This window comes from Stenotrophomonas riyadhensis, from assembly GCF_040256885.1.
In the GTDB taxonomy this organism is placed as follows: Bacteria; Pseudomonadota; Gammaproteobacteria; order Xanthomonadales; family Xanthomonadaceae; genus Stenotrophomonas; species Stenotrophomonas riyadhensis.
In genome coordinates this window covers 524112-547826 of the sequence record NZ_CP155568.1, presented here as the reverse complement: position 1 = coordinate 547826, position 23715 = coordinate 524112, and the positions used below count along the sequence as shown (strand labels likewise).

Here is a 23715-nt window from a genome sequence, read left to right as displayed (position 1 = left end):
AATGACGGGCACCCACGCTCCCGTTGTCGTGGTTACCGGGGCCTCGCGAGGCATCGGCCGGGCCATCTGCGAACTGCTGGCAGCACAGCACGTCCAGCTGGTGATCGTCGCGCGCGATGACGACGCGCTGCGCGCGCTCGCCGCCGAGGTCACCGCACAGGGGGCACCGGAACCGATGGTCGCGGTCATCGATCTGGCCGACGTCGATGCGGTGGCCGCCGTGTTCAAGCAGATATTCAACCAGTTCGGCCGCCTGGATGGGCTGGTGAACAACGCAGGGGTCCTGCACGAAGGTCTTCTGGGCATGATCCGTGCCGAAGACATCGACCGCGTGCTGGCGGTGAATGTCAAAGCGCCGTTGATGATGATGCAGTATGCAAGCCGGTTGATGGCGCGAACCCGGAAGGGCAGCATCGTCAACCTCGTCTCGATCATGGGCGTCAATGGCGCTGCAGGATTGAGCCTGTATTCGGCAAGCAAGGCGGCACTGGTCGGTGCAACCCGATCCGCGTCGAAGGAACTGGCTGCCAAGGGCATTCGCGTGAATGCGATTTCGCCGGGTTTCATCGATACCGACATGACCCGCGCCATGCCGCAGGCCGCCCACGCCAAGCGGGTGGAATCGATCGGCATGGGCCGCGCAGGAACGCCGCGCGAAGTGGCCGAGCTGGTCGCGTTCCTGCTCGGCGACAGCTCCGCCTACATCACAGGCCAGATCATCGGCATCGACGGACAGATGGTGGTCTGAATGCAGTTCTGGCAGTTGGCGCACGGCAACCGCACTGCGCTCATCGAGGGAACACGGACGCTCAGTTATGACGAACTGGGCGTGCTGGCCGATACCCTGGCCACGCACCTGCCCGCCGGGCGGGGCATGGGCGTGCTGGCGATGCCCAGCACGATCGACGCGGTCGCGCTCTATCTGGGCGCCCTGCGCAGTACCTGTCAGGTACCCCTGCTGATCCAGCCCGATGTCGACCCGGAGCTGCTGGACGCGCTGCTGACCCAGTACGCGCCGGACTGGCTTGCCATGCCGGGCACGGCGCCGGCGGGTTACCGGACGGTGCATGTCGCAGGCACTCTGGGCATCCACCTGCGCGAAACCCACCTCACGCTCCCATCGCCGCATGGCGACCTGGCGCTGCTGCTGAGCACATCGGGCAGTACGGGTTCATCCAAGCTGGTGCGGTTGTCCGCGCAGGGCCTGGCCGCGAACACGGCATCGATCGTTGCCTATCTCGGCCTGGGTCCCGAAGACCGCGCCATCACCACATTGCCGTTGGCCTATTCGTTTGGCATGTCCATCCTCAACAGCCATCTGGGCTGTGGTGGCTGCGTGGTGCTGAGCGAAGACAGCCTGATGACCCGCGAGTTCTGGGAAGCCGCACGCGGCAATGCGGTCACCTCCCTGTCCGGGGTTCCGGCCACCTACGAAATACTGCGCCGCATGGGCCTTGCGCGCCTGCAGCTGCCCAGCCTGCGCATGCTGACCCAGGCCGGTGGCCGCCTGCGCGACGAACTGGTCCAGCATTTTGCCGAGTCTGCCAAGGACCACGGCCTGCAGTTCTTCGTCATGTACGGCCAGACCGAAGCCTCGCCCCGCATCAGCTATGTTCCCTCCGAGCGGCTGCTGGACAAGATCGGCAGCATCGGCGTTGCGGTGCCGGGTGGTCGTATGCATGTCGATGCGGAAAGCAGTGAACTGGTCTACGAGGGGCCCAATGTCATGATGGGCTATGCCACCTCGCGCGAAGGACTTGCGCGCCCCGACGAACTGCACGGCCTGCTTCGCACGGGCGATCTGGCCCGTGTGGATGACGAAGGGTTCCATTACATCACCGGGCGCGCCAAACGGTTCCTGAAGATCTCCGGCAACCGCGTCAATCTCGACGAAGTGGAAGCGATGCTGTCGACCGCGCTCGGCCGTCAGATCGCCTGCTCGGGCAATGACGACGATCTGGTCGTATTCAGCCATGGCGATGCCCCCGCTGCGCAGGACAACGTCCGCCAACTGGTGCAGGCGCGCTACAAGCTGTTCGGCGGCCTGGTCCGCTGCATCCATCTGGATTCGCTGCCGCTGCTGTCCAGCGGCAAGATCGACTATCTGTCGCTGCGGCAGCTCGCCGCGCAAGGAGCACGTCAATGAACGCAGGCACGGACAGTTCGCTGGCAGCGGCTGCGCTGGAAGCGGAGGTCTATGGGCTGGGCCGCCAGGCCAAGCGCGAATGGCTGCTGGACGGCCTGCAGTCGCTCACCCGGCATCACCACCTGTCCTGCCCGCCCTACCGCGCCATGCTCGATGCATTGTGGCGCGGCGGCCAGGCGGACTCGCTGGAATCGCTGCCCTGGCTGCCGGTCCGGCTGTTCAAGCAGATCGACCTGAAGAGCGTCGCCGACGACCAGGTACTGCGCACGCTGGTTTCCAGCGGCACCACGGGCGCTGCCGTCTCGAGGATCTTCCTCGACGCGGAAACCGCACGCGCGCAGACCCGCGCCCTGACGCGGATCTTCTCCCACTTTGCCGGCAACCGCCGGATGCGCATGCTGGTGATCGACGACGACTCGTTCCTGCGCGATCGCAGCCGCTTCAACGCGCGCGCAGCCGGCATCCTGGGCTTCTCCAACTTCGGCCGCGACCATCTGTACCTGCTCGACGAACAGCTGCAGCCCGACTGGGCAGCTCTGGCGCACTGGCTGGCCAACGCCCCGGACGAACCGGTACTGCTGTTCGGCTTCACCTTCATCGTCTGGCAGTCCTTTGTCCAGGCTGCCGCACGCGACGGCGTAACGCTGCGCTTCCCCGAAGGCAGCATGCTGGTGCATGGCGGCGGCTGGAAGAAGATGGACGAACAGAAGGTCGACAATGCCGCTTACAAGGCCTCGCTCTCCAGCACCTTCGGTATTGATCGCGTCCACAATTATTACGGCATGGTCGAGCAGGTCGGATCGATTTTCTTCGAGTGCGAGCACGGTCATCTTCATGCACCGGCTTATGCCGATGTGATCATTCGTGACCTGCAGGATCTCAGCCCAACAGCCAATGGAACCGCAGGTGCCGTGCAGGTGCTGAGCCTGCTGCCTGGCAGTTACCCGGGGCACAGCCTGCTCACCGAAGACCTGGGCGTGATCCACGGCGAGGACGATTGCCCTTGCGGTAGACTCGGGAAGCATTTCAGCGTACTGGGCCGCATCAAGAACGTTGAAGTCCGCGGCTGCAGCGACACACGAACGGTACCCCGCGCATGACACAGATCCTGTTCTCCATTGACGCAGACGCGGCGCTGCCGGATCAGCTGGCGCGCCTGGCCACGCTGCCGCCGCTGTCACCCTTCAGTGCGGAGGCGCGCGCGTTCGTTGCCGATTTCGCACGACGTGTGTTCGCGCTGCCGGTGCTGCGCGAGCATCCCGAACTGGCGACGCTGGCGCACTGGTTCCGTCCGGCGGCGCAGGAGCAGCTGTCGCGGCGCCTGCTGGCGCCGTCCACCGAACACCTGCTGGCACGTGGCCTGGTGTTCCATCTTGCGCCGGCCAACGTCGATGTGCTGTTCGCCTATGCCTGGCTGATGTCCGTGCTGGCCGGCAATCGCAACGTAGCCCGCCTGTCGCAGAAGCACAGTCCCCAACGCGAGGCACTGGTCTCGATCCTGCACGCCATGCGCGAGGAAGGGCTGCATGCCGACGTCCTGCAGCGCAGCGTGCTGCTGACCTATCCGCATGATGACGCGGTGACTACGTTGATCTCCCGCAGCTGCCATGCGCGGATCATCTGGGGCGGCGACGCAACGGTCGCCAAGATCCGTTCCTTGCCGCTGGCGCCGTTGGCCGTTGAACTCGCCTTCCCGGATCGATTCGGTGTGGCAGCCATCGATGCCGCGCATGTACTGCAGAGCAGCGACGCGGACCTGCAGCAGCTTGCCCACCGGTTCGTCAACGATGTTCTCTGGTTCGGCCAGCAGGCGTGCTCTTCACCCCGCACCCTGTACTGGGTTGGCGCGCAGGAAACAGTGGAGGCCGCGCGTGCACGGTTCTGGCCTGCGGTACGCTCGCAATCCGGCGCCGTCGCAGATGAGCCCGCCGCGATGATGGCCCGGGTGACCGATGCCCACCTGATGGCCGCACTCTCCTCCGATGGGCTGCATTCGGGCACGTCACTGGGCACCTATCCCCTTACGCTCGATGCTGCCCGCGCCGATGGAAACCTGCGCGAGCTGCAGAGTGGCCACGGGCTGGTGGTGGACGTTCAGTTGGACACGCTGGAAGCACTGGCGCCACAGCTGGATGATCGCGACCAGACGCTCGTCGTGCAGGGTTTCCCGCGGGAATCGCTGATCAAGCTGCTTGACCGGCTCGGTAATCGTGCCATCGACCGCATCGTGCCTTTCGGCCGCGCACTCGACTTCCACCCGGTCTGGGACGGCACCGACCTGCTGGACGTGCTGACCCGCAAGATCACCCTGCCAGGGAACTGAGACGATGAGCTACCTCTTCATCGCGTTGACGATCATGCTGACGGTCTACGGCCAGCTGATCCTGAAGTGGCAGGTAGGCGTCCACGGCCACCTGCTTTCCGCGCCGCTGCAGCCGTTGAACGTGCTGCAACTGCTGCTCAAGCCATGGGTCATTTCCGCCTTTGCGGCGGCCTTCGGCGCGTCCCTGTGCTGGATGGCCGCCATCAGCAAGATGCCGATCAGCCGGGCCTACCCGTACATGGCGATCAACTTCTTCCTGGTCGCGCTGTTTGCCAGCGTGATATTCCGGGAGCAGCTGGACGGATACAAGATCGCCGGAACGCTGATCATCATGCTGGGTGTGGTCGTGCTGTCACGATCGGTCGCCTGACACTATTCCAACGCCCACCCTGCGAGGCACACTCTTGATTCCCTTCAACAAGCCCTTCATGACTGGTCGTGAGCTCTGGCACATTGCGCAGGCGCACGCCAACGGCCACCTGTCCGGCGACGGTCAGTTCACCAAGCGCAGCCACGCCTGGCTGGAGCAGCGCACCGGGGCGCAGCGGGCGCTGCTGACCCACAGTTGCACGGCCGCGCTGGAGATGGCGGCGCTGCTGCTCGACCTGCAGCCCGGTGACGAAGTGATCATGCCGTCCTACACCTTCGTTTCCACCGCCAACGCGTTTGTTCTGCGGGGCGCGGTCCCGGTGTTCGTCGACATCCGTGAAGACACGTTGAACCTGGATGAACGCCTGGTCGAAGCAGCGATCACCCCGCGCACCCGGGCCATCTGCGCAGTCCACTATGCGGGCGTCGCATGTGAGATGGATACCCTGGTCGACATCGCTGCACGTCATGGGCTGGCGCTTGTCGAAGATGCTGCCCAGGCCATCATGTCCAGCTACAAGGGGCGGCCACTGGGCACCATCGGGGAGCTGGGCGCCTTCAGCTTCCATGAGACCAAGAACATCATCTCGGGGGAAGGCGGTGCTCTTCTCTGTCGTGACGCTGAGTTTGGCGAGCGCGCCGAGATCCTGCGCGAGAAGGGCACGAATCGCAGCCGCTTCTTCCGCGGACAGGTCGATAAGTACACCTGGGTCGATGTTGGCTCATCGTTCCTTCCCGGTGAGATCACCGCGGCGTTCCTCTGCGCGCAGATAGAGGAAGCAGACCAGATCACCGCGCGTCGACTGGCAATCTGGGAGCGGTATCAGCAGTGGGCGGCTCCGCATGAGGCCGCCGGCCACCTGCGTCGGCCGGTCGTGCCGGACGACTGCCAGCACAACGCGCATATGTTCTACATGCTGCTCCCGGACCTCGATGCCCGCACGCGATTCATAAGCGAAATGAAGGCCCGCGGCGTGCAGACCGTGTTCCATTACATCCCGCTGCATTCCGCCCCGGCTGGACTGCAGGCAGGGCGTACACACGGCGATCTGCGCAACACCAACGAGCTCAGCGAGCGGCTGGTCCGCATGCCGTTGTGGATCGGCGTTGAGGATCATCTCGATGCGATCTTCGCAGCCGCCGATGAAGTCCTGGGCATGGCGGAATGACAAGCGCCTCCCAACCGGCCGCCGGATTGCTCCATCAGTGTTCCAGCTGGTGGCAGGGGTTGGCTCGGTTCCGTAGAGGCCAACTAATCGTTCTGGTCATCGCCGCGTTGCTGGTCGTGCTGGCGGGCTCCCGCCGGTACAGCAATGCCGAGCTCACGCTCGACGTGGAACTGCCGGCTGCCGGCTCATTGCAGGTCTTCTTCGACCAGGGCAATGGTTTCTCCGAGGCCGGGTCAGTGACGCGGGAGCTGCCCGCAGGCAGCTCGCATCTGCAGCTGCAGCTCCCACCGGGACGTACATTCACGCTTCGCCTGGATCCTCCCACCAGCGCGTCGACCGTCGCTGTACGCGATGTGCGGATCGAGGGCTCAATGCCCTCGGCTGTGGCCCCGCTTGTCCCGACCCATCTGAACGAGCTCGTTCCCATCGAAGCGCTAGGCCAGGATGGGCGCTACCAGGTGCTGCCAGATGCTGGCGACCCGCAACTGGTGATGGCACTTCCCACGCCTGTGGAAAATGCGTCGCGCTTGCAGCATCGACTTGCCCGGCTGGCCTGGGTCGGCCTCGGCCTTTGTCTTGCGATTGCGATGGGCCTGCAGATGGCTCATACCGGTAGCTATGCATGGCCATCACTGATCTGCGCATCGCTGGTGCTCGCGCTCGCAGGGTTTGCCACCCTCTCTCCCTCGGTCAGCCCTGACGAGGATCTGCATGAGGCGGGTGCACGTTATTTCAACAGTCATTGGCTGCCGCCGGCGCTTGATTCGCCGGAGATGCTGCCCTCGTACCAGGCGAGTCCCTACGGCGTCAGCTATCTCGCCGAATGGAACGTGACGTATTTGTTCGCAGGCAAAGCGAGCAACGTCGCAGCGCAGGCTGGTCTGACCGAACGTCAGGGATTCAGGCTCTATCAGGCATCGATATTGCTATTACTGATCGCAGCCGTTTTCCTGCTGCGTCTCTCGCCGTTCACTCTCGTACCGGTCCTGGTCACGCCGCAGGCGTGGTATGTCTTTTCGTACATGAACGGCGATGCGCTTCCTCTGGCCGCCGCAAGCCTTGCTGCAGGCATTGCGTTGACACGCGAGAGTCCGCTGCGCAGCTACCTGCTGGGTGAGCGCCACGCCGAGCGGGTGGTGATCGTGCACGCCCTGCTGTTCGCGCTGTGCCTGGGCCTGCTTATCATCTCCAAGCGGAACTATTGGCCAGTCGCGGTCTTCATCGCCACCACGCTGGCATCAGCCGGATTGCGCCTGCCCGTCCGCTCGTCGCTCGCCATGGCGATCGTCTGCACGTCGGGAATTCTGTGGGCGGCCGGAGGACACGCACTTCATCAAGCTTACGGACTCGGCTGGCTCCTGGCCGTCCTGTCCGCCACTTCGGTGATGATCCTGGCTTACGACGGCTGGAGACTTGCCCGCAGCCGGATGCTGGCGCCTGCCTACCGCCTCGGCGCGCTGTTTGCGCTGGCTCTGGCGTTGGCAGCTCCATGGATCGCAGTGGATGTCCTGCGCAACGGCAGTGGCTCGCAGAAGGCGGAGCTGGTCGATCATCTACGTGAAGTCCATGCAGCTCCCGGTTTCAAGCCCAGCGACGCGGCACCGTCCCCCGGCCTTCGCATGTACGAACAGGGCTATTCGCTCCCGCAGATGCTCCAGCCTCCCCTGCTATGGCAGGTGGCCACGGCCAAAAGCCTGTTCGGCGTCTACGGCTACATGCAGTACTACGCTCCACTGGCCTACTACCAGGCGATCTGGGGACTGACTACGCTGCTGGTGCTTCTGGCGCTATGCACTGCAGCGACGTCGCAGCCGCTGCAACTGGGACGCAGCCAGCTCCTGCTGGCTGCCGGCGCGGCGGTCAGCCTGCTGGGCGCGTCCCTGCTGCACAGCTGGACCTATGATTTCCAGGCACAAGGCAGGTACGTGCTCGGCATCTGTGTACTGCTCGGCGCCCAACTCTCACACCTGAGACCAGGCTCGCAACTCGAGCGGCTGGCACATCATGCCGTGGCTGCAGCCGTGGTACTGGGCGCCTGTTCGTTTCTGTGGATCGCAATGCCGAACCTGACGCCTTGATCCAAGGCGCCACCTGCGGATCTCCCGCAGGTGGCGTCACGTCAGGCAGTGATGCGCAACCAACGCCGTTCAACCGCCTCGGCAAAATGCCCTTCACCAACGCAATGCTGGATACGTTGCCGGATCGGCTCCAGGATGGCCCTGCTGTCGACCACCTGCTGCAGGACATCCAGCCATGCCCCTTCGTCGTTCTCGACCAGCAAGCAGTCACCGACTGCCCCGGCACTGTATGCAGGGACGTCCGACGCAAGCGTAGGCACGCCGATCGCGGCGTAATCAAGCACCTTGATGCCGCTCTTTGCCCGATTGAACGTGGTGGCCATCAACGGTGCCAGGCCGAGGTCAAATGGGCCTTGGCCGACGAACCAGCGCACGAACGCGGGATAAGATGCTCCTACATGAGCTGGCGGCGACTGCACATCGACCCAGTCAGGCAGTGCTACCGACGCCGCATTCACCCCGATCAGGGTCAACGAAAAGCTGCCAGGGCGCGATGCCTGCAGACGACCCAGCACCCTCTGCAGGAATGCGTAGTCCTCGTCGTGGGTCCTTGTACCCATGTACACCAGTTTCAACTTCGGCATTGGTTGCACTGGCGTGCGCGGGGCACCCCATAGGTCCGGATCCAGGGCGTTTGGCATGAGAACGGCGTTACCGCCGGCAGACCGGATTTCAGATGCCAGTATCTCCGTCGAGCACCAGACTTCATCAGCCACGTCGATCGACGCACGCACGGCGCTGATCAGCTTTGCGTATGCATCGCGCTCGGGGTGCTCATCCATCGCCAACAGGTTGTCGTCGATGTCATAGATCAGCCGCGCGCCGATCCTTCTGGCCAGTACGGCCATCTGCTCGATCCGGTCGGCGTCCTCGATCGCTCCCCGGTTCCACAGGATGGCGTGCGGTTTGAATGCAGCGATCTCTTCCGGCATCAGGTAGCGGACATCGGCAGCGAAGCGCTCGGTGAACGCGTGCAGACGGATGCTCGCGCACGGCGACATCACCGTGCCGTAGCGCTCGGGGATCACTGCAATCCGCAAGGCGTACTGCGAGCGCAGCGCAGGACGCCGCTCCGTGCCGAATCGCTGTTTCATGCGGTTTCCTTTTCGTACAGACCTTCCAGCCACGTCACCAGCGCCTGTACCGCATCGGCCGCAGTCGCGTCATGGGCCAGCATCAGTGCATTGGGGACGCCTTCCAGCCGCTCGGTGAACGCACCGAGGCGGTTGGCGGCAATCGGCCGGCCATCGCGCAGGGCGTGCGACAGGGTGTAGGAATAGGTTTCCGGGGCCTGGGAAAGAAACAGGAACGCATCGGGGTCGTGCGCCTCGATCAGCTCGTCCAGGTCCTGCTCCGCATAGGGACCGCTCCAGCTGAATCCCGGGTTCTTGGGTACGTCCGTCTGTGGATAGCCGATCACGTGGAACGCGAGCGGTGCACGCATACGTCGCGCTTCCTCGGCAATGGCCAGCAGGTGATTCAAGCCCTTGTGCGCGGCCATCACACCCAGCAGCAGCACCCGGTACGGCCGCGCGCCTCGCCCAAGCCGGCCCGGATTCGTGTCGATGCTCGACTCGTGGTAAACGGTCTGCACGGAAATGCCGGTGTAGCGCTGCATGCGCTGCGCCGCATCCCGGCTCGGTGCGAACACTGCCTGTGCACCCAGCAGCGGCCACTGGTTGTTGGCGCGCCAGTTGCGGATGTCCGCCGCGCCGTTGGACGGGCGCTCGGCGATGCAACTGTCACAGCCGTTTTCACCAGGCTCGCCGCAGTAGTTGCCGGTAGCATCGGTCAGGGTGATCTGCGGGCAGATCGCATAGTTGTCATGCACGTGGAAGCTGTAGGGCAGCCCGGTCAGCGCCACCGCGCGACGCACCGACGGGCCAAACCCGACCAGATGGTGGATCTGCAGCGTCCCGGTGCCCAGTGCCTGCAGCATCGCGGCCAGCTCGTCGGGCGTGCGGTAGCGGAACAGGAACTCGAAGCCATCGAAGTCCGATGCATGGCTGACGCTGACCAGCCCCGACCCGTTGTTGTCCTCCATCGGCCGTACGATCACCACTTCGCCGGTTTCGGCCAGCGAGGCACGCATGGCCTGCACGGCACGCTCGGTGCCTCCGCCCCAGGTGTGGGTCAACAGCACCGAGACCGGACGCGCCCTCGCCTTCCAGACCTCCAGGGTCAGCCGCACGCGCGCCGAGAAGCCCGGATCCATCGAACAGAACCGGGCAACCTGCGAACCGTAATCGGGGTAGCGCTCGTCGATGATCTTCTGCGCGATGATCTTGCCGGGCTTGCTGTCGTCGGCGAAGCTCACTTCACCCACGTGTTCGACGAACACGTCCATGGCCAAGCGATGGCGGAAACCGAGACGACCCGAGCGCATGCAGAAGTCGTTCTCCTCGCCGTAGCCCTTGCCGAAAGCCTCGGCATCGAACAGGCCGGCCTTTTCCAGCGCGGCGCGGGAGATCAGCATGCAGAAGCCGACGCCGGTGGGAACATCCACGGCCACACCGGCATTGATGCGGCGGGTCAGGTGGTCCAGCGCCGACGCATCCATCTCCTTCGGCAGCGCGTTGGCGCCCAGCTGGGGATAGCTGCAGATCGTAGCGTTGTTGGAAAGCGCCGTGACCGAGCCGACATTGGCCCCCAGGTGGGCAACCATGCGGTCGACCCAGTCACCGGTCACGATCGTGTCACTGTTGAGCAGGAGAGCACCGATGCTGTCGGCCTGCTGCAGGGCGTGCGCCATGCCGGCATTGACGGTCAGCACGAAGCCCAGGTTCTGCGGGTTCTCGACCAGGCGCACCGACTGCTCGCGGCTGGCCAGCTCACGCAGGTAGGCGGTCACTTCCGGCTCGGGCGAGCAGTCGTTGTAGATGTGCAGCCGGGTACGGCTGCGGTTGTGCGAGCGCAGCACCGAATCGATGCAGTTGCGCGTCTCTTCCAGGCCGCGGTAGACCGGCAGGACGATGTCGACCACGCCGTCCTGGAGCGGCGCGTCGGCAGGCGCCACGGGCGCGGCAAGATCGCACAGCGAGAAGGGACGCTTGCCCAGCTCGCGACCACCGCGGCGACCCACCGCCAGGTAGTGCGCCAGCGCGTTCATGCCGGTCAGCGCAACATCCGGATTCTGGTCCAGATACTGTCGCGCGTTGAATTCTGGCCCCGGGCTGCGTCCTTCCGCCGCGCCATGCGCGAAGAAATGTGCGAACGGGTCGTTGCCTCCCACATCCGGATAGGTTTCCAGATACCACGCCGGCGCGAAGTACGGATTGGGCAGGCGTCCTTCGGGAATGCCGTCATAGAGGAAATGCACCAACGGATTGGCGCCGCTGTCGCGCACGTCCGGGTACTGGTTGAGGTACCAGTCCTGGTCGAACAATGGGTGTGGCGTTCCCGAGTTGTGGTAATCCACCAGGTACTGGCCGAGCACCGGCCGCAGGCCGCTGGACGACGGTGCGGTGCGCCGGCAGTAGCGCGGATCGAACCACGGGCTGGGTGCCAGGCCGAGGCGGTCGCCGATGAACAGGTACTGCATCAGGGCATCAAGCGGGGACGCCTTGAGGCCGAAACGCGCGCAGTACCACGCAGGGTCGAACAGCGGGCTCGGTGACTTCCCTTCGGCATTGCCAAAGGACAGGAAGTGGCTGGGGCCTTCGGCGGCCGCCCCGGGCGAACGCAGGATGAAGCGCGCGTACCAGTGCCAGTCACAGCACCCCGCCCGACGGGCAACCAGCAGCTTCAGGCGATCGGGAACCGGTGCGAACCAGTTGATGGACAGCACCTTTGCCGCCACCCGCTTGAGGCCACGCTTGAGTAGGGTCTTGTCGATGGACATGTAGGTGCCTTGCGGGATCCTGTTTGTTCAGCGGCCAAGGGCACGGCGCCACCACGGGCGCACGAGGAGATTGAGTTTCCGGTCCTGCTCGTCCAGGCGCGGGATCACCGACGCCACCACATTGGCGACCGAGGCTTCACGGGAATGGTCCAGTGCCTGGCGCGTCTCGCTCATCCCTTCGATAACGCGACGCTCCAGCAGTGACAGGCCCTGGGCCAGGCTCGGCAACTGCGACTCCACTATCGCGTAATGCTCCTCGGTGGCGTAGCTGCTCTTTTCCAGCAGTGCGCGCAGGCGTGCTTCCTCGGCGTTGAGCCGCCCGATCTCGCCATGGGCGGCGGCCAGGCCGTGGTTCACCCGTTCGATCTCTTCCACGTTCTTGATGTTGCGACCCAAGGCATCGAAGAACTGGTTGATGGTAGCGAACAGGCCATCACGCGCAGCCTGGGCGAGTTGCAGCAGTGCCTGCGGCTGCTCCTCGCCCACCAGCAGCACGCCGAGCCCATGGGTGTGGGTGAATTCAAACGACGGGAACTGCGAGGATATCTCGCTCCAGTACTGCCACACGCCAAATCCGCGCTCGCGCACGCAGCTGTCGTGGAACAACACCACCGCGCGCGGCGACAGCTTTCTGCGCCACGTCTCGAAGTCTTCGCGGACGGCTTCGTAGGTGTGCAGACCGTCCACATGCAGGACATCGACCGATCCATCCGCGAAGTACTCCAGCGCCTGGTTGAAGCGCATCCGCATCATCTCGGAAATGCCAGCGTAGTGGCGCTGCTGGTAATCGCGGAGCTCGGCATAGATCTCATTGCCGTAGAAGCCGGCATGCTCGTCGCCTTCCCAGGTATCCACCGCGAACACCCGCGCACTGACCTGCTGGGTTTCCACCGCTTGGCAGAAGGCAAGGAACGAGGCGCCGTTGTGCGTACCCAGCTCCACGATGCTCTTTGGCCGCACCACTTCCACCAGCCAGCTGGCGAACGGAATGTGCCCAAGCCACGCGCTGTGCGGGAGCTTGCGGGGCATCATCAGCATGTTCGGCGACAACGGGAAATCGATCATCTCAGTCTCTATCACGTGAGCGACGCCGCAGCGTCCGGGTCGGCCAGTGCGGCCGTAATGAATGCGTCGATGCTTGGGCTGCACAGCAGGGATTCAAACTGCTTGATCCGCTCCACCGGCCAGGTCCACCAGGCTATCTGCAGCAACTGCTCGATCTGCGCCTCACTGAAGCGCATGCGCACAACACGGCCGGGGTTGCCCGCGACGATAGCGTAGGGCGGGACGTCCCTGCTGACCACAGCACCGGCGCCGATGCAGGCGCCGTGGCCCACAGTCACTCCGGAGAGAACCAGCGCGCCATGGCCGATCCACACATCGTTGCCGATGCGGGTCACGCCTTTGCTGTGCGGATGCCCGTCCTGGCCCGCACCTGGCGAATTGAACGCAATGCGCAACGGATGAGTAGTGACCCAATCCATGCGATGCTCGCCGCCACCAAAGATCAGCACGTCTTCGGCGAAGGAACAGAACGCCCCCACTTCGATGCGCTCGCCGGCGCTCCACAGCTTGAAGGTGGCACCACCGTAGGTGAAGCGACCAATGCTGACGCGCGGATCGTCGGTGGTCAGCGGCGGGATAAAGCCATGGTTCATTCCGCTCCCCCTACCCGCTTCATGGTGACCTCATCGAAGGGGATGCCCACCAGGCCATAACGCAACTTGGGCGAGGCGACCTTGATCAGCACCGCGTCATGCAGCCACGCATGCTGGGTGTTGGCGAACGGATCACCGTCGGCAATGGAAACGGTCATCGAGTAATCGCCGTTGGGCAGCATCGGCAACGTGAAGCGGAAACTGGCCTCAAGCGTCGTCCCGGCCTCGACCTGCATCGGCGGCTGGATGTAGGTGAAGGTGTGCTCGCCGAACAGCGACTGACCCAGCCGGTCCTTCACGAAGAAACCAATCAACGGGCTGGACAGCGCCTGGTGTGCAGTGGCCCGCACGCGCAGCAGCACATCCTCGCCACCGGCGAACGAGGTGAGGGTTTCGCCCTGGGGATCGCTGAGCAGCACCGAATCAATGCTGGCGACACCGGACTGCCAGCCAGCCGAATTGGCAACGTTATCGAACATTTCCAGACGCGTGTCCTGCTCCACCTGGGCCTTGGACCGCGGCTTTGCCGGCGCCGCATCACGCGAGGCCTGGCGCGAGGTCAGCTTCACCGTGTCGCCGTACACCTCCTGCGAGCAGTACTCGATGTAGGCGTTGCAGGTGTCTTCGGCAGTACCGTGCATGACCATGTCGCCACGGTTGAGCCACACCGCGCTCTGGCAGAAATTGAGCACCGAGGAGGTGTCATGGCTGACGAACAGCAGCGTGCCGGTTTCGCGGAACTTGCGCAGGAAGCGCATGCACTTCTGCACGAAGATGGCGTCGCCCACGGCCAGCGCTTCGTCGATGACCAGGATGTCCGCATCGACGTGCGCGATGACCGCGAACGCCAGTCTCACGTACATGCCGCTGGAGTACGTCTTCACCGGCCGGTCGACGAAGCTGCCGATGTCGGCGAAGGCAATGATGTCGTCGAACCGGGCGTCGATCTGCTCGCGGGTCAATCCGAGGATCGAGGCGCTCAGGTAGACGTTCTCGCGTCCGCTGAATTCCGGGTTGAAACCCGCGCCAAGTTCCAGCAGGGCCGCCACGCGCCCCTTGACCTCGACCGTTCCGGAGGTGGCCTGCAGGGTGCCGCAGATGATCTGCAGCAACGTCGACTTGCCCGACCCGTTGCGGCCGATGATGCCGACCGTGTCGCCGCGCCTCACTTCGAAATCAACGCCCTTCAGCGCCCAGAACTCGTCGTAGTAGCGGCGCGGCGCCAGGCCTGCGGCACGACGCAGGCGCGGCAGCACAGCTTGCTTCAGCCGCTGGTGCGGCTGGTCATAGATCTGGAAGCACTTGGTGACGCCGCTGACCCGGATCGCGACATCACTGGAGGGATCAGAGGACATCGGCAAACCCCCGGCGCATTTTCTGGAACGTCGCAAAACCGAACCACGCGACAAGCGCAGCGCCTACTGCGTACTTGCCCAGCCCGATGAAGTCCGGGACATGACCCCACAGCAGGACCTCACGTGCCTGTTCGATGATGAACGTGAGCGGGTTGAGATAGATGTACGGCTGCAGCGTCTCCGGCAGGGCCTGCACCGGATAAAGCACCGGTGCCATGAACAGCATCACCGTGGTGACGATGCCGGTGACCTGGCCGATGTCACGCAGGTAGACACCCAGTGCCGCCAGCAGCCAGGACACACCCATGGTGCCGACCACCAACGGGAGGATCACCACCGGCAGCCACAGTGCGGTCAGCGGGATCGAGCCGCGCAGGAGCAGCTGGGCGATCAGCAGGACCACCACCGAAACCATCGAATGGAACAGGGTGGCACCCATCGCGACCCACGGCAGGGTCTCCAGCGGGAACACGACGCGCTTCACGTAGCTGGCACTGTTGAGTATCAGCCCCGGGGCACGGTTGATGCACTCGGCGAACACGCCGTGGACGATGATGCCGACGAACAGGATTACGGCGAAATCACCATGGTTGCTGGTTTCCACGCCCCAGCGCGCCTTGAACACCACCGAGAAAACGAAGGTGTAGACCGCCAGCATCAACAATGGATTGAAGAAGGACCACGCCAGCCCGAAGACCGAACCTCGATACCGGCTGATGACCTCACGCTGGGTCAACTGCCAGATCAGCATGCGATTGGAGACCAAGCTGCGGACGAGCGCACCCGGCGAACTGCCGAACTCGGCTTGGATGCCGCTCATTCCGCGGCGCCCGCCAGCGCCCTTTCCAGATCCACCTGCAGATCCCCCAGATCCTCCACACCCACGCTCAGCCTTACCAGCGCGTCGCTGATGCCCAGCTGCTCCCGCCGCGCGACCGGAATCGAGGCATGCGTCATCACTGCCGGGTGGTTGACCAGGCTTTCCACGCCGCCCAGCGACTCGGCCAGAGTGAACAGCTCGGTCTTCTCGCAGAAGCGCTTGGCCGCCTCGAAACCGCCCTTGAGCACGATCGAAACGATGCCGCCGTAACCGGCCATCTGCTTGCCGGCCAGCTCATGCTGCGGGTGCGACGGCAGGCCCGGGTAGATCACCTTTTCCACGGCCGGGTGCTTCTCCAGCCACTGCGCCAGGGCCAGCGCATTGGCGCAGTGCGCCTTCATGCGCAGCGGCAGGGTCTTCAGGCCACGCAGGGCCAGGAAGCTGTCGAACGGGCCCTGCACGCCACCCACCGAGTTCTGCAGGAAGGCCATCTGCTCGGCCAGTTCAGCGTTGTCTCCGACCACGACCATGCCGCCCACCATGTCCGAATGGCCGTTGAGGTACTTGGTGGCCGAATGCAGGACCAGGTCCGCACCCAGTTCCAGCGGACGCTGCAGCATCGGCGAGGCGAAGGTGTTGTCGACCACCACGATCAGGCCATGGCGCTTGGCGATGGCAGCGACCGCGGCGATGTCGACGATCTTCAGCATCGGGTTGGTCGGGGTCTCGATCCACACCATCTTCGTCTTCGACGTGATGGATGCCTCGAACGCGGCCAGATCGGTCAGGTCGACGAAGCTGAAATCCAGCCCGGCGGTGCGGCGACGCACGCGCTCGAACAGGCGGAAGCTGCCGCCGTAGATGTCGTCCATCGCCACCACGTGGCTGCCGGCGTCCAGCAGCTCGATCACGGTCGAGCTGGCCGCCATGCCCGAGGCGAAGGCAAAGCCGCGGGTGCCGCCTTCCAGCGACGCCACGCAACGCTCATAGGCGAAGCGGGTCGGGTTGTGGGTGCGCGAGTACTCGAAGCCCTGGTGCTCGCCCGGGCTGGACTGTGCATAGGTCGAGGTGGCGTAGATCGGCGGCATCACCGCGCCGGTGCTGGGGTCGGGCGACTGGCCGCCGTGGATGGCCAGCGTGGCGAGGGCCAGCGCACGGTCGGGCGAGGAGGTGTTGGACATGTCGTTTCCTGAATGGCGCCGGCGTGCGGCGCCGTCAAAGGATCGGGAGTCTATCAGCGCAGCCTTAACGAGCTTTGACGCAAATAAACCGGAATTCAGCGGTGATCTGCAGCGATCAGCGGCTTACTGCACGCGACGGCGCAGATAGTTCAGCAGATCGATGCGGGTGATCAGGCCCAGGAAAGTGTCGCCGTCCATCACGATCGCCACTTGGCCGCGGTCGAACACCGGCAGCAGCGCCTCGATCGGCGACTTCACGTCCAGCCGGTCCAGCTTGCTGACCATCGCGGTGGCGACGGTGTCGCGGAAGCGTGCCTCATCACCATAGACGTGCAGCAGCACGTCGCTCTCGTCGACGATGCCGACGAGCTGCTCGCCGTCCATCACCGGCAGCTGCGACACGTCGTACAGCTTCATGCGCTGGTAGGCGGTGGTCAGCAGGTCGTTCGGACCGATCACCACGGTGTCGCGCTGGCCGTACGGACGCAGGATCAGGTCGCGCAGGTCGCCGTGCTGCGGGCGCTGCAGGAAACCGTTGTCCAGCATCCAGTAGTCGTTGTACATCTTCGACAGGTACTTGTTGCCGGTGTCCGGCACCAGCACCAGCACCTTCTTCGGCGTGGTCTGCTCCCTGCAGTACTTCAGGCCGGCGGCCAGCAGGGTGCCGGTGGACGAGCCACCCAGGATGCCTTCCTTGCCCAGCAGTTCGCGTGCGGTGTGGAAGCTCTCGGCGTCGCTGATGGCATAAGCCTTCTTGACGCGGCTGAAATCGGAAATCGACGGCAGGAAGTCCTCGCCGATGCCTTCCACCAGCCAGCTGCCCGACTTGTCGTTGAGATTGCCGTCGTTGATGTACTCGGCCAGGATCGAACCGACCGGATCGGCCAGCACCAGTTCGGTCTTCGGCGACAGCTTGGCGAAGGCACGCGACAGGCCGGTCATGGTGCCTGAACTGCCACAGCCGAACACGATGGCGTCGAGGTCACCGCCCATCTGTTCGAGGATTTCCGGGCCGGTACCAAATTCATGCGCGGCCGGGTTGTCCGGGTTGCCGAACTGGTTGATGAAGTAGGCGCCCGGGGTCTGCTCGGCGATGGTCTTGGCCAGGTCCTGGTAGTACTCCGGATGGCCCTTGGCCACGTCCGAGCGGGTCAGGCGCACTTCGGCGCCCATCGCCTTCAGGTTGAATATCTTCTCGCGGCTCATCTTGTCGGGAACGACCAAGATCAGCTGGTAGCCCTTCTGCTGGGCCACCAGGGCGAGGCCCAGACCGGTGTTGCCGGCGGTACCTTCAACCAGGGTGGCGCCCGGCTTCAGGTCGCCGCGCTTTTCCGCCGCCTCGATCATCGACAGGCCGATGCGATCCTTGATCGATCCGCCCGGGTTGGCGCTCTCCAGCTTCAGGTAGAGCTCGCAGACGCCGGTGTCCAGGCGCTGGGCCTTGACGATCGGGGTCTGGCCGATGAGTTCGAGGACGGAAGAATGGATGGGCATTCGGAGGACTTTCGGTTCGCGCCGCACAGGGCCGGACCGATGATTATCCGACGGATGGCGATGAAAGTCAGGTCGGCAGGGCCGCAGCCCATCCACCGTAAAAAAGAGATGCGGACGGCCCCGGATCGACGAGGAGACCGGTACCGCCCGCATCGGTGAGTTGTGCCTGCAGGCCAAGGCACCACCGCTTGTGGTGCCTTGGCGCGGCCGCCTCATCGGCGGTGCCGCGATGCCGGGGCAGGAGCGCCCGGCGGGGCCATCGATGGCCGGGTCACGCCGTTCCGGGCGCGACGGGGTGCGTCAAAGCGTGGGGGACGTCGTTGGGAGCGGTGTTTCGTACATTCGCAGAAGTCGTTGCTTGGCCAGCAGCTTCTCGCGCTTCATGCGACCCAGGGTGACATCATCGATCGGGAGTACACCCAACTCCGCGTCCATGCACTTCTTGTTCAACTTGCGGTGCTGGTCATGGAGTGCCCTGAACTCCGGATCACGCGCGCGACGGGCGTCGATCTCGCTCTGGGGCTGATCTTCAAACATGATGGACCTCCTTCGACAGATACACGAACGCCCCGGCCGCAAGGCACGGGGCGTTGTTCATGGAGGAGCGCCGGTCGATGCCCACCTGGACGCCTGCAACGACCTGCGGCACTGGCCTGCGCACGTCGATCTGCTGCGGTTCGCGCCCTGTTTGCATCGGCCCGGCCCTCCCATCGTCCGGTCCGCGGCATTGCGTCCCGGACGATTGACCCTACGCCTGCTCAAGGCGGGGTACAAGACCCCTGCGGCAAAAAGACCGAACCCCGCCGGGGCGGGGTTCAGGCTGAATGCTCATCGCAACGAAAAACAAACAATATCAAGCAATTACGGGGCGATGATGACCTCGGCCGAGCGTGCCCGGGTGGACGCCGCCTTCTTGCCGCTGAGCTGGATCCGGTTGCTGGCGACACCGGCCGCGACCAGGGCGTCGCGCAGCGCTTCGGCGCGTTTCTGGCCGACGCCGTTGGCACTGTCGTAGGCCTCGATGCGCAGGCGGCCCTTCTTGCCGATGTTCAGGTACTCGGCCAGTGCCTTGGCCTGGTTGCGGGCGCCACCGGACAGGCTGGAGGCGCCGGCGGCGAATGCGTCACCACTGAAGGTGAAGACCTCGCCACGGCCATCGAACTTCGAGCCCGGCAGCTTCTGCCCGGACACCAGCTCGGCTTCCTCGCGGGCCAGCTTGGCGGCGTTCTGCTGGGCGGCGCTGAGGCGCTGCTGCTGCTTGCCAGCCACACTGGTCAGGGCGTTCTCGGCATCCTGACGGGCCAGGGTCTCGGCCTCGGCGGCCTGGCGCAGGCGCTCAGCCTCCTCGGCCTGCATCTGCGCCTGCATGCGCAGTTGCTCGGCCTCCTGGCGGGCACGGGCGGCATCGCGGCGGCTGGCCTCGATCAGCAGGTCGCTGCGGGTGCGTTCGAGACGATCGACCTCACGCGCGGCCAGTGCGGTACGCACGGCGGTCTCGGCAATCTCCACCCGGCGCTCGGCCAGGTAGGTGGCCAGTTCCTGGTCACGGCGCTTGGCCTTGTCCAGGGTGGCAATGGCCTGCTGGGCCTGCATGCGCTCGAAGGCGCCCAGCTCAGCCGTGTCGGGATTGGCCTGGATGGCCATCAGACGCTGGCTCAGCTGCGCCACCATCGGGTTGTCGGCGGCCATGGCCAGGGTCGGCAGCGCCAGCAGCGCGGCCAGGGTTGCGGCGGTCATCGGCTTCACCGGCGGTCCTCCCCGGTCGACAGCTGGCGTTGCAGCTGGTTGACCTCGTTGCGGCGCAGCTGCAGCTGCGCGGTGACGGTGGCTTCCTCGCTGCGGACACGGGCCAGGTCGGCATCGGCGGCGGCACGCAGGGCCATCGCCGGGGCGTTCTTGCGCTCGCGGCGGTCGCCGGCGGCGCGCTGGGCCTGCTCCAGCCCCTGCCGGGCCAGCCCGATCAGGTCCGGGGCGTACTGGTCGGCATCGGCCTGGGTGGCCTTGTCGACCGCCTGCCGGGCCTGCGCCAGTTCCAGCGCGGCGTCCTGCGCCCAGGCGGGAGCAGACAGTGCGAATGCAAACGCCATCACATACAGGCCATGGCGCATTCGTGCGAAGCTAAGTCGTTTCATTGGGGAGGCCGTACCGGTTGTCGGTTCACGGCCATTGTCGTCAAGCCGACACCGTGCTGGCAACGGGCGTCGGCCGTTTCGTTGGGGAAAATTCGCAATGGATATCGGCTACTTCCTGAAGCTGATGACCGAAAAGAACGCTTCGGACATGTTTCTGACCACCGGGGCACCGGTCTACATCAAGATCGAGGGGAAGCTCTATCCGCTGGGCAACACCGGCCTGCCGCCGGGCATGGTCAAGAAGATCGCCTACTCGCTGATGGACGAAGGCCAGGTGCCGCAGTTCGAGCGCGAGCTGGAGCTCAACATGGCCATCGCCCTGCCCGATGCCGGGCGCTTCCGCGTCAACGTGTTCAAGCAGCGCGGCGAAGTGGGCATGGTCATCCGCGCCATCCGCAGCCGCATCCCGAGCATCGAGGAGCTGAACCTGCCGCAGGTGCTGAAGGACGTCATCATGACCCCGCGTGGGCTGGTGCTGGTGGTGGGGTCCACCGGTTCCGGCAAGTCCACCTCGCTGGCGTCGATGATCGACCACCGCAACAGCACCACCACCGGTCACATCCTCACCATCGAGGACCCGATCGAGTACCTGCACAAGCACAAGATGTCGATCGTCAACCAGCGCGAGGTCGGGCTGGACACCCATGCCTTCCATAACGCGCTGAAGAACGCGATGCGTGAAGCGCCGGACGTGATCCTGATCGGCGAGATCCTGGATGCGGAGACGATGGAGGCGGCGATCGCCTTCGCCGAAACCGGCCACCTGTGCCTGGCCACCCTGCACTCCAACAACGCCGACCAGACCATCGAGCGCATCCTCAACTTCTTCCCGGAAAGCGCGCACAAGAACGTGCTGATGAACCTGGCGCTGAACCTGCGTGCGGTGATCAGCCAGCGCCTGGTGAAGAACAAGGAGGGCCGTCGCCTGCCGGCCACCGAGGTGCTGATCAACACGCCGATGATCCGCGACCTGCTGCGCCGCGGCCAGGTGCACGAGATCAAGGCCGCGATGGAAGGCTCGCTGGAGGAAGGCATGGAGAGCTTCGACCAGTGCCTGTTCCGGCTGGCCAAGGCGGGCATCATCGAGCAGGAGGAAGCGCTGCGCGCGGCCGACTCGCGCGATGGCCTGGCCCTGAAGTTCCGCCTGTCCGAAGGCAGCAGCGGCGAGCACGACCCATACGCCGATTTCTCGGCCGGGCAGCCAAGCATCACTCACGGGTTCTGACCGCACGAAAAAGGGGACGGAGGGGATTAAGTCGTAAGTGCACATACGACTTAATCCCCTCCGTCCCCTTTTTTCTTTCAGGCGGCGTCGGGCTGGTTTTCCGGGCGCGCGTGGTCGAAGGCGTCCACTGCCTGGCACGCCGCTTCGATGCGGCGCAGGGTCGGGTACGGCGTCAGGTCCAGGCCGAAGCGATGCGCGTTGTACAGCTGCGGCAGCAGGCAGATATCGGCCAGGCCGGGACGGTCACCGTGGCAGAAGGTGCCCGTCGCGCTGCTGTTGGCCAGCATCGCTTCCATCGCAGTGAAACCCTCGGCGATCCAGTGCAGGGTCCACTGCGTGCGGGCGTCGGCCGGCAGCTGCAGGGTGCGCTCCAGGTACTGCATCACCCGCAGGTTGTTGATCGGGTGGATGTCGCAGGCCACCAGCTGGGCCAGCGCACGCACCCGCGCACGGCCGGCGGCATCGGCCGGCAGCAGCGGCACCTGCGGGAAGCGTTCTTCCAGGTATTCAAGGATCGCCAGCGACTGGGTCAGTGCATGCCCGTCATGCAGCAGGGTTGGCACCAGCTGCTGCGGATTGAGCGCGCGATAAGCGTCCAGGTGCTGCTCGCCACCGTCGCGCACCAGGTGCACCGGCCGGGCTTCCCAGGCCAGGCCCTTCAGCTCCAGGCCGATGCGCACGCGGTAGGCGGCGCTGGATCGCCAGTAGGTGTACAGCACGATGCCGTCGTCGACCGGGATCTCCATCGCCGCCTCCCTGCTCAGGGCCTGGTCGCCTGTTCGATGCGCTGCTCGATCGCACCGAAGATGCTGTTGCCGGCGGCATCGAGCATCTCGATGCGGACCACGTCCCCGAACGACATGAACGGCGTACTCGGCTTGCCGTCGCGCAGGGTTTCGACCACGCGCTGCTCCGCGAAGCACGATGCGCCCTTGCTGGTGTCTTCGTTGGCGATGGTGCCCGAGCCGACGATGGTGCCGGCGCCCAGCGGACGGGTCTTGGCCGCATGCGCGACCAGCTGGGCGAAATTGAACTGCATGTCCACGCCCGCTTCCGGTGCACCGAACCACTGGCCGTTGATGTGGGTCAGCAGCGGCAGGTGCACCTTGCTGTCCTGCCACGCGGCGCCCAGCTCGTCAGGGGTGACGAACACCGGCGACAGCGCCGAGCGCGGCTTGGACTGCAGGAAGCCGAAGCCCTTGGCCAGCTCGCCCGGAATCAGGTTGCGCAGCGAGACATCGTTGACCAGGCCGACCAGCTGGATATGGCCTGCGGCCTGTGCCGGAGTAGCGGCCATCGGCACGTCGTCGGTGATCACCACGATCTCCGCTTCCAGGTCGATGCCGTAGTCCTCGCTGACCACCTTCACCGCGTCGCGCGGACCGTAGAATCCGGCGCTGGTCGCCTGGTACATCAGCGGGTCGGTGTAGAAGCTCTCCGGCACCTCGGCACCACGGGCGCGGCGCACGCGCTCGACATGCGGCAGGTAGGCGCTGCCATCGACGAACTCATAGGCGCGCGGCATCGGCGCGGCCAGCGCCTGCGGATCCAGGTCGAACACGCCATCGGCGTCGCCCGCGTTGAGCGATTCGTACAGGGCGTTCAGGCGCGGCGCGATGTGGCTCCAGTCCTCCAGGGCCTGCTGCAGGGTGGCGGCAATGCCGGTGGCGCGCACGCCGTGGCGCAGGTCACGCGAGACGACGATCAGGGTGCCGTCGCGGCCGCCTTCCTTCAAAGAACCAAGCTTCATGGGTGGGTGTCCGGAGTCGTGGGCAAACAAGTTTCAAGTGTAATCAAATCTGCGGCGGCGCCAAGCTGCAGCGCGGCATCGGCCCACCCTACCGTAGTGGGGGGTTTGGCAGGGCTTGCAGCCCTGCACCTGCTTCAAGCCAAGGCAACAGCCGACGCAACAGCAACAGCGGGC

21 protein-coding genes are annotated in these 23715 nt (G+C 65.0%); 8 read left to right on the top strand and 13 right to left on the bottom strand.

The genetic code is table 11. The annotated features are described in order from the left end of the window. Nucleotide 1 precedes the first annotated feature (1 nt). The 7 genes from SriyCCGPB3_RS02530 to SriyCCGPB3_RS02500 all read left to right on the top strand — a co-directional run bounded on the left by SriyCCGPB3_RS02530 (nucleotide 2) and on the right by SriyCCGPB3_RS02500 (nucleotide 8085). Nucleotides 2–748: an SDR family NAD(P)-dependent oxidoreductase gene (locus SriyCCGPB3_RS02530; RefSeq protein WP_164162107.1), complete on the top strand. Its 747-nt coding sequence runs from the start codon at nucleotides 2–4 to the stop codon at nucleotides 746–748. Further along, nucleotides 749–2146 carry an AMP-binding protein gene (locus SriyCCGPB3_RS02525; RefSeq protein ID WP_350259836.1) on the top strand — a complete coding sequence of 466 codons (1398 nt, stop codon included), beginning with the start codon at nucleotides 749–751 and terminating at the stop codon, nucleotides 2144–2146. Then, nucleotides 2143–3246 (top strand): acyl-protein synthetase, encoded by a 1104-nt coding sequence (locus SriyCCGPB3_RS02520; RefSeq protein ID WP_153856238.1) that lies wholly within the window; start codon nucleotides 2143–2145, stop codon nucleotides 3244–3246. The genes SriyCCGPB3_RS02525 and SriyCCGPB3_RS02520 overlap by 4 nt, the downstream gene beginning before the upstream one ends. Continuing rightward, complete coding sequence (locus SriyCCGPB3_RS02515) at nucleotides 3243–4469, top strand: acyl-CoA reductase (RefSeq protein WP_057496715.1); 1227 nt, start codon at nucleotides 3243–3245, stop codon at nucleotides 4467–4469. Before SriyCCGPB3_RS02520 ends, SriyCCGPB3_RS02515 begins: the two co-directional genes overlap by 4 nt. Before the next feature lie 4 nt (nucleotides 4470–4473). Continuing rightward, nucleotides 4474–4839 (top strand): EamA family transporter, encoded by a 366-nt coding sequence (locus SriyCCGPB3_RS02510; RefSeq protein WP_057496716.1) that lies wholly within the window; start codon nucleotides 4474–4476, stop codon nucleotides 4837–4839. 34 nt (nucleotides 4840–4873) lie between these two features. Further along, nucleotides 4874–6007, top strand: a complete 1134-nt coding sequence (gene rffA, locus SriyCCGPB3_RS02505; protein ID WP_153856359.1) for a dTDP-4-amino-4,6-dideoxygalactose transaminase — start codon at nucleotides 4874–4876, stop codon at nucleotides 6005–6007. 107 nt (nucleotides 6008–6114) lie between these two features. Further along, nucleotides 6115–8085 carry a hypothetical protein gene (locus SriyCCGPB3_RS02500; RefSeq protein ID WP_248859113.1) on the top strand — a complete coding sequence of 657 codons (1971 nt, stop codon included), beginning with the start codon at nucleotides 6115–6117 and terminating at the stop codon, nucleotides 8083–8085. A 41-nt stretch (nucleotides 8086–8126) separates the two neighbouring features. Here SriyCCGPB3_RS02500 and SriyCCGPB3_RS02495 read toward each other — a convergent pair whose 3' ends face one another. The 11 genes from SriyCCGPB3_RS02495 to SriyCCGPB3_RS02445 form a co-directional block, all read right to left on the bottom strand. Continuing rightward, nucleotides 8127–9179 (bottom strand): hypothetical protein, encoded by a 1053-nt coding sequence (locus SriyCCGPB3_RS02495; protein WP_153856236.1) that lies wholly within the window; start codon nucleotides 9177–9179, stop codon nucleotides 8127–8129. Beyond that, a complete protein-coding gene (locus SriyCCGPB3_RS02490) occupies nucleotides 9176–11926 on the bottom strand; it encodes a glycosyltransferase (protein WP_164162108.1) in 2751 nt (916 codons plus the stop codon). Before SriyCCGPB3_RS02490 ends, SriyCCGPB3_RS02495 begins: the two co-directional genes overlap by 4 nt. A 27-nt stretch (nucleotides 11927–11953) precedes the next feature. Beyond that, nucleotides 11954–12991: a class I SAM-dependent methyltransferase gene (locus SriyCCGPB3_RS02485; RefSeq protein ID WP_153856234.1), complete on the bottom strand. Its 1038-nt coding sequence runs from the start codon at nucleotides 12989–12991 to the stop codon at nucleotides 11954–11956. A gap of 11 nt (nucleotides 12992–13002) precedes the next feature. Beyond that, nucleotides 13003–13584 (bottom strand): CatB-related O-acetyltransferase, encoded by a 582-nt coding sequence (locus SriyCCGPB3_RS02480; protein WP_153856233.1) that lies wholly within the window; start codon nucleotides 13582–13584, stop codon nucleotides 13003–13005. Continuing rightward, entirely contained in the window at nucleotides 13581–14939 is a 1359-nt protein-coding gene (locus tag SriyCCGPB3_RS02475; RefSeq protein ID WP_153856232.1) for an ABC transporter ATP-binding protein, read from the bottom strand. Before SriyCCGPB3_RS02475 ends, SriyCCGPB3_RS02480 begins: the two co-directional genes overlap by 4 nt. Beyond that, a complete protein-coding gene (locus SriyCCGPB3_RS02470; protein ID WP_153856231.1) occupies nucleotides 14929–15759 on the bottom strand; it encodes an ABC transporter permease in 831 nt (276 codons plus the stop codon). Before SriyCCGPB3_RS02470 ends, SriyCCGPB3_RS02475 begins: the two co-directional genes overlap by 11 nt. Further along, the gene (locus SriyCCGPB3_RS02465; protein WP_153856230.1) at nucleotides 15756–16940 is read right to left on the bottom strand and encodes a cystathionine gamma-synthase; all 1185 of its coding nucleotides are present in this window, start codon (nucleotides 16938–16940) and stop codon (nucleotides 15756–15758) included. The genes SriyCCGPB3_RS02470 and SriyCCGPB3_RS02465 overlap by 4 nt, the downstream gene beginning before the upstream one ends. A 123-nt stretch (nucleotides 16941–17063) precedes the next feature. Beyond that, complete coding sequence (locus tag SriyCCGPB3_RS02460; protein WP_153856229.1) at nucleotides 17064–18434, bottom strand: pyridoxal-phosphate dependent enzyme; 1371 nt, start codon at nucleotides 18432–18434, stop codon at nucleotides 17064–17066. 300 nt (nucleotides 18435–18734) lie between these two features. Continuing rightward, nucleotides 18735–18971, bottom strand: a complete 237-nt coding sequence (locus SriyCCGPB3_RS02455; RefSeq protein WP_005407964.1) for a YdcH family protein — start codon at nucleotides 18969–18971, stop codon at nucleotides 18735–18737. 324 nt (nucleotides 18972–19295) lie between these two features. Further along, nucleotides 19296–20180, bottom strand: coding sequence for a hypothetical protein (locus SriyCCGPB3_RS02450; protein ID WP_164162109.1), 885 nt, complete (start codon nucleotides 20178–20180; stop codon nucleotides 19296–19298). Next, nucleotides 20177–20542 carry a DUF4398 domain-containing protein gene (locus tag SriyCCGPB3_RS02445; protein WP_005415160.1) on the bottom strand — a complete coding sequence of 122 codons (366 nt, stop codon included), beginning with the start codon at nucleotides 20540–20542 and terminating at the stop codon, nucleotides 20177–20179. Before SriyCCGPB3_RS02445 ends, SriyCCGPB3_RS02450 begins: the two co-directional genes overlap by 4 nt. A 121-nt stretch (nucleotides 20543–20663) precedes the next feature. Between SriyCCGPB3_RS02445 and SriyCCGPB3_RS02440 the strand changes: the two genes are divergently transcribed. Beyond that, complete coding sequence (locus SriyCCGPB3_RS02440; protein ID WP_032127971.1) at nucleotides 20664–21791, top strand: PilT/PilU family type 4a pilus ATPase; 1128 nt, start codon at nucleotides 20664–20666, stop codon at nucleotides 21789–21791. Nucleotides 21792–21868: 77 nt separating this feature from the next. On the opposite strand, the gene maiA is transcribed toward SriyCCGPB3_RS02440, so the two are convergent. Together maiA and SriyCCGPB3_RS02430 are read right to left on the bottom strand one after the other, a co-directional pair. Beyond that, a complete protein-coding gene (gene maiA / locus SriyCCGPB3_RS02435; protein WP_110710961.1) occupies nucleotides 21869–22537 on the bottom strand; it encodes a maleylacetoacetate isomerase in 669 nt (222 codons plus the stop codon). Nucleotides 22538–22551: 14 nt separating this feature from the next. Then, nucleotides 22552–23541 carry a fumarylacetoacetate hydrolase family protein gene (locus SriyCCGPB3_RS02430; protein ID WP_153856227.1) on the bottom strand — a complete coding sequence of 330 codons (990 nt, stop codon included), beginning with the start codon at nucleotides 23539–23541 and terminating at the stop codon, nucleotides 22552–22554. Nucleotides 23542–23715 lie beyond the last annotated feature (174 nt).

Bases quoted from the DNA above. Each gene is read 5' to 3' on its own strand.
- SriyCCGPB3_RS02475 (WP_153856232.1), bottom strand. From the start codon at position 14,939: ATGTCCTCTGATCCCTCCAGTGATGTCGCGATCCGGGTCAGCGGCGTC.
- SriyCCGPB3_RS02430 (WP_153856227.1), bottom strand. From the start codon at position 23,541: ATGAAGCTTGGTTCTTTGAAGGAAGGCGGCCGCGACGGCACCCTGATC.
- SriyCCGPB3_RS02460 (WP_153856229.1), bottom strand. From the start codon at position 18,434: ATGCCCATCCATTCTTCCGTCCTCGAACTCATCGGCCAGACCCCGATC.
- SriyCCGPB3_RS02470 (WP_153856231.1), bottom strand. From the start codon at position 15,759: ATGAGCGGCATCCAAGCCGAGTTCGGCAGTTCGCCGGGTGCGCTCGTC.
- SriyCCGPB3_RS02515 (WP_057496715.1), top strand. From the start codon at position 3,243: ATGACACAGATCCTGTTCTCCATTGACGCAGACGCGGCGCTGCCGGAT.
- maiA (WP_110710961.1), bottom strand. From the start codon at position 22,537: ATGGAGATCCCGGTCGACGACGGCATCGTGCTGTACACCTACTGGCGA.
- SriyCCGPB3_RS02520 (WP_153856238.1), top strand. From the start codon at position 2,143: ATGAACGCAGGCACGGACAGTTCGCTGGCAGCGGCTGCGCTGGAAGCG.
- SriyCCGPB3_RS02465 (WP_153856230.1), bottom strand. From the start codon at position 16,940: ATGTCCAACACCTCCTCGCCCGACCGTGCGCTGGCCCTCGCCACGCTG.
- SriyCCGPB3_RS02495 (WP_153856236.1), bottom strand. From the start codon at position 9,179: ATGAAACAGCGATTCGGCACGGAGCGGCGTCCTGCGCTGCGCTCGCAG.
- SriyCCGPB3_RS02490 (WP_164162108.1), bottom strand. From the start codon at position 11,926: ATGTCCATCGACAAGACCCTACTCAAGCGTGGCCTCAAGCGGGTGGCG.
- SriyCCGPB3_RS02455 (WP_005407964.1), bottom strand. From the start codon at position 18,971: ATGTTTGAAGATCAGCCCCAGAGCGAGATCGACGCCCGTCGCGCGCGT.
- SriyCCGPB3_RS02525 (WP_350259836.1), top strand. From the start codon at position 749: ATGCAGTTCTGGCAGTTGGCGCACGGCAACCGCACTGCGCTCATCGAG.
- SriyCCGPB3_RS02485 (WP_153856234.1), bottom strand. From the start codon at position 12,991: ATGATCGATTTCCCGTTGTCGCCGAACATGCTGATGATGCCCCGCAAG.
- SriyCCGPB3_RS02510 (WP_057496716.1), top strand. From the start codon at position 4,474: ATGAGCTACCTCTTCATCGCGTTGACGATCATGCTGACGGTCTACGGC.
- SriyCCGPB3_RS02530 (WP_164162107.1), top strand. From the start codon at position 2: ATGACGGGCACCCACGCTCCCGTTGTCGTGGTTACCGGGGCCTCGCGA.
- SriyCCGPB3_RS02440 (WP_032127971.1), top strand. From the start codon at position 20,664: ATGGATATCGGCTACTTCCTGAAGCTGATGACCGAAAAGAACGCTTCG.
- SriyCCGPB3_RS02480 (WP_153856233.1), bottom strand. From the start codon at position 13,584: ATGAACCATGGCTTTATCCCGCCGCTGACCACCGACGATCCGCGCGTC.
- SriyCCGPB3_RS02445 (WP_005415160.1), bottom strand. From the start codon at position 20,542: ATGCGCCATGGCCTGTATGTGATGGCGTTTGCATTCGCACTGTCTGCT.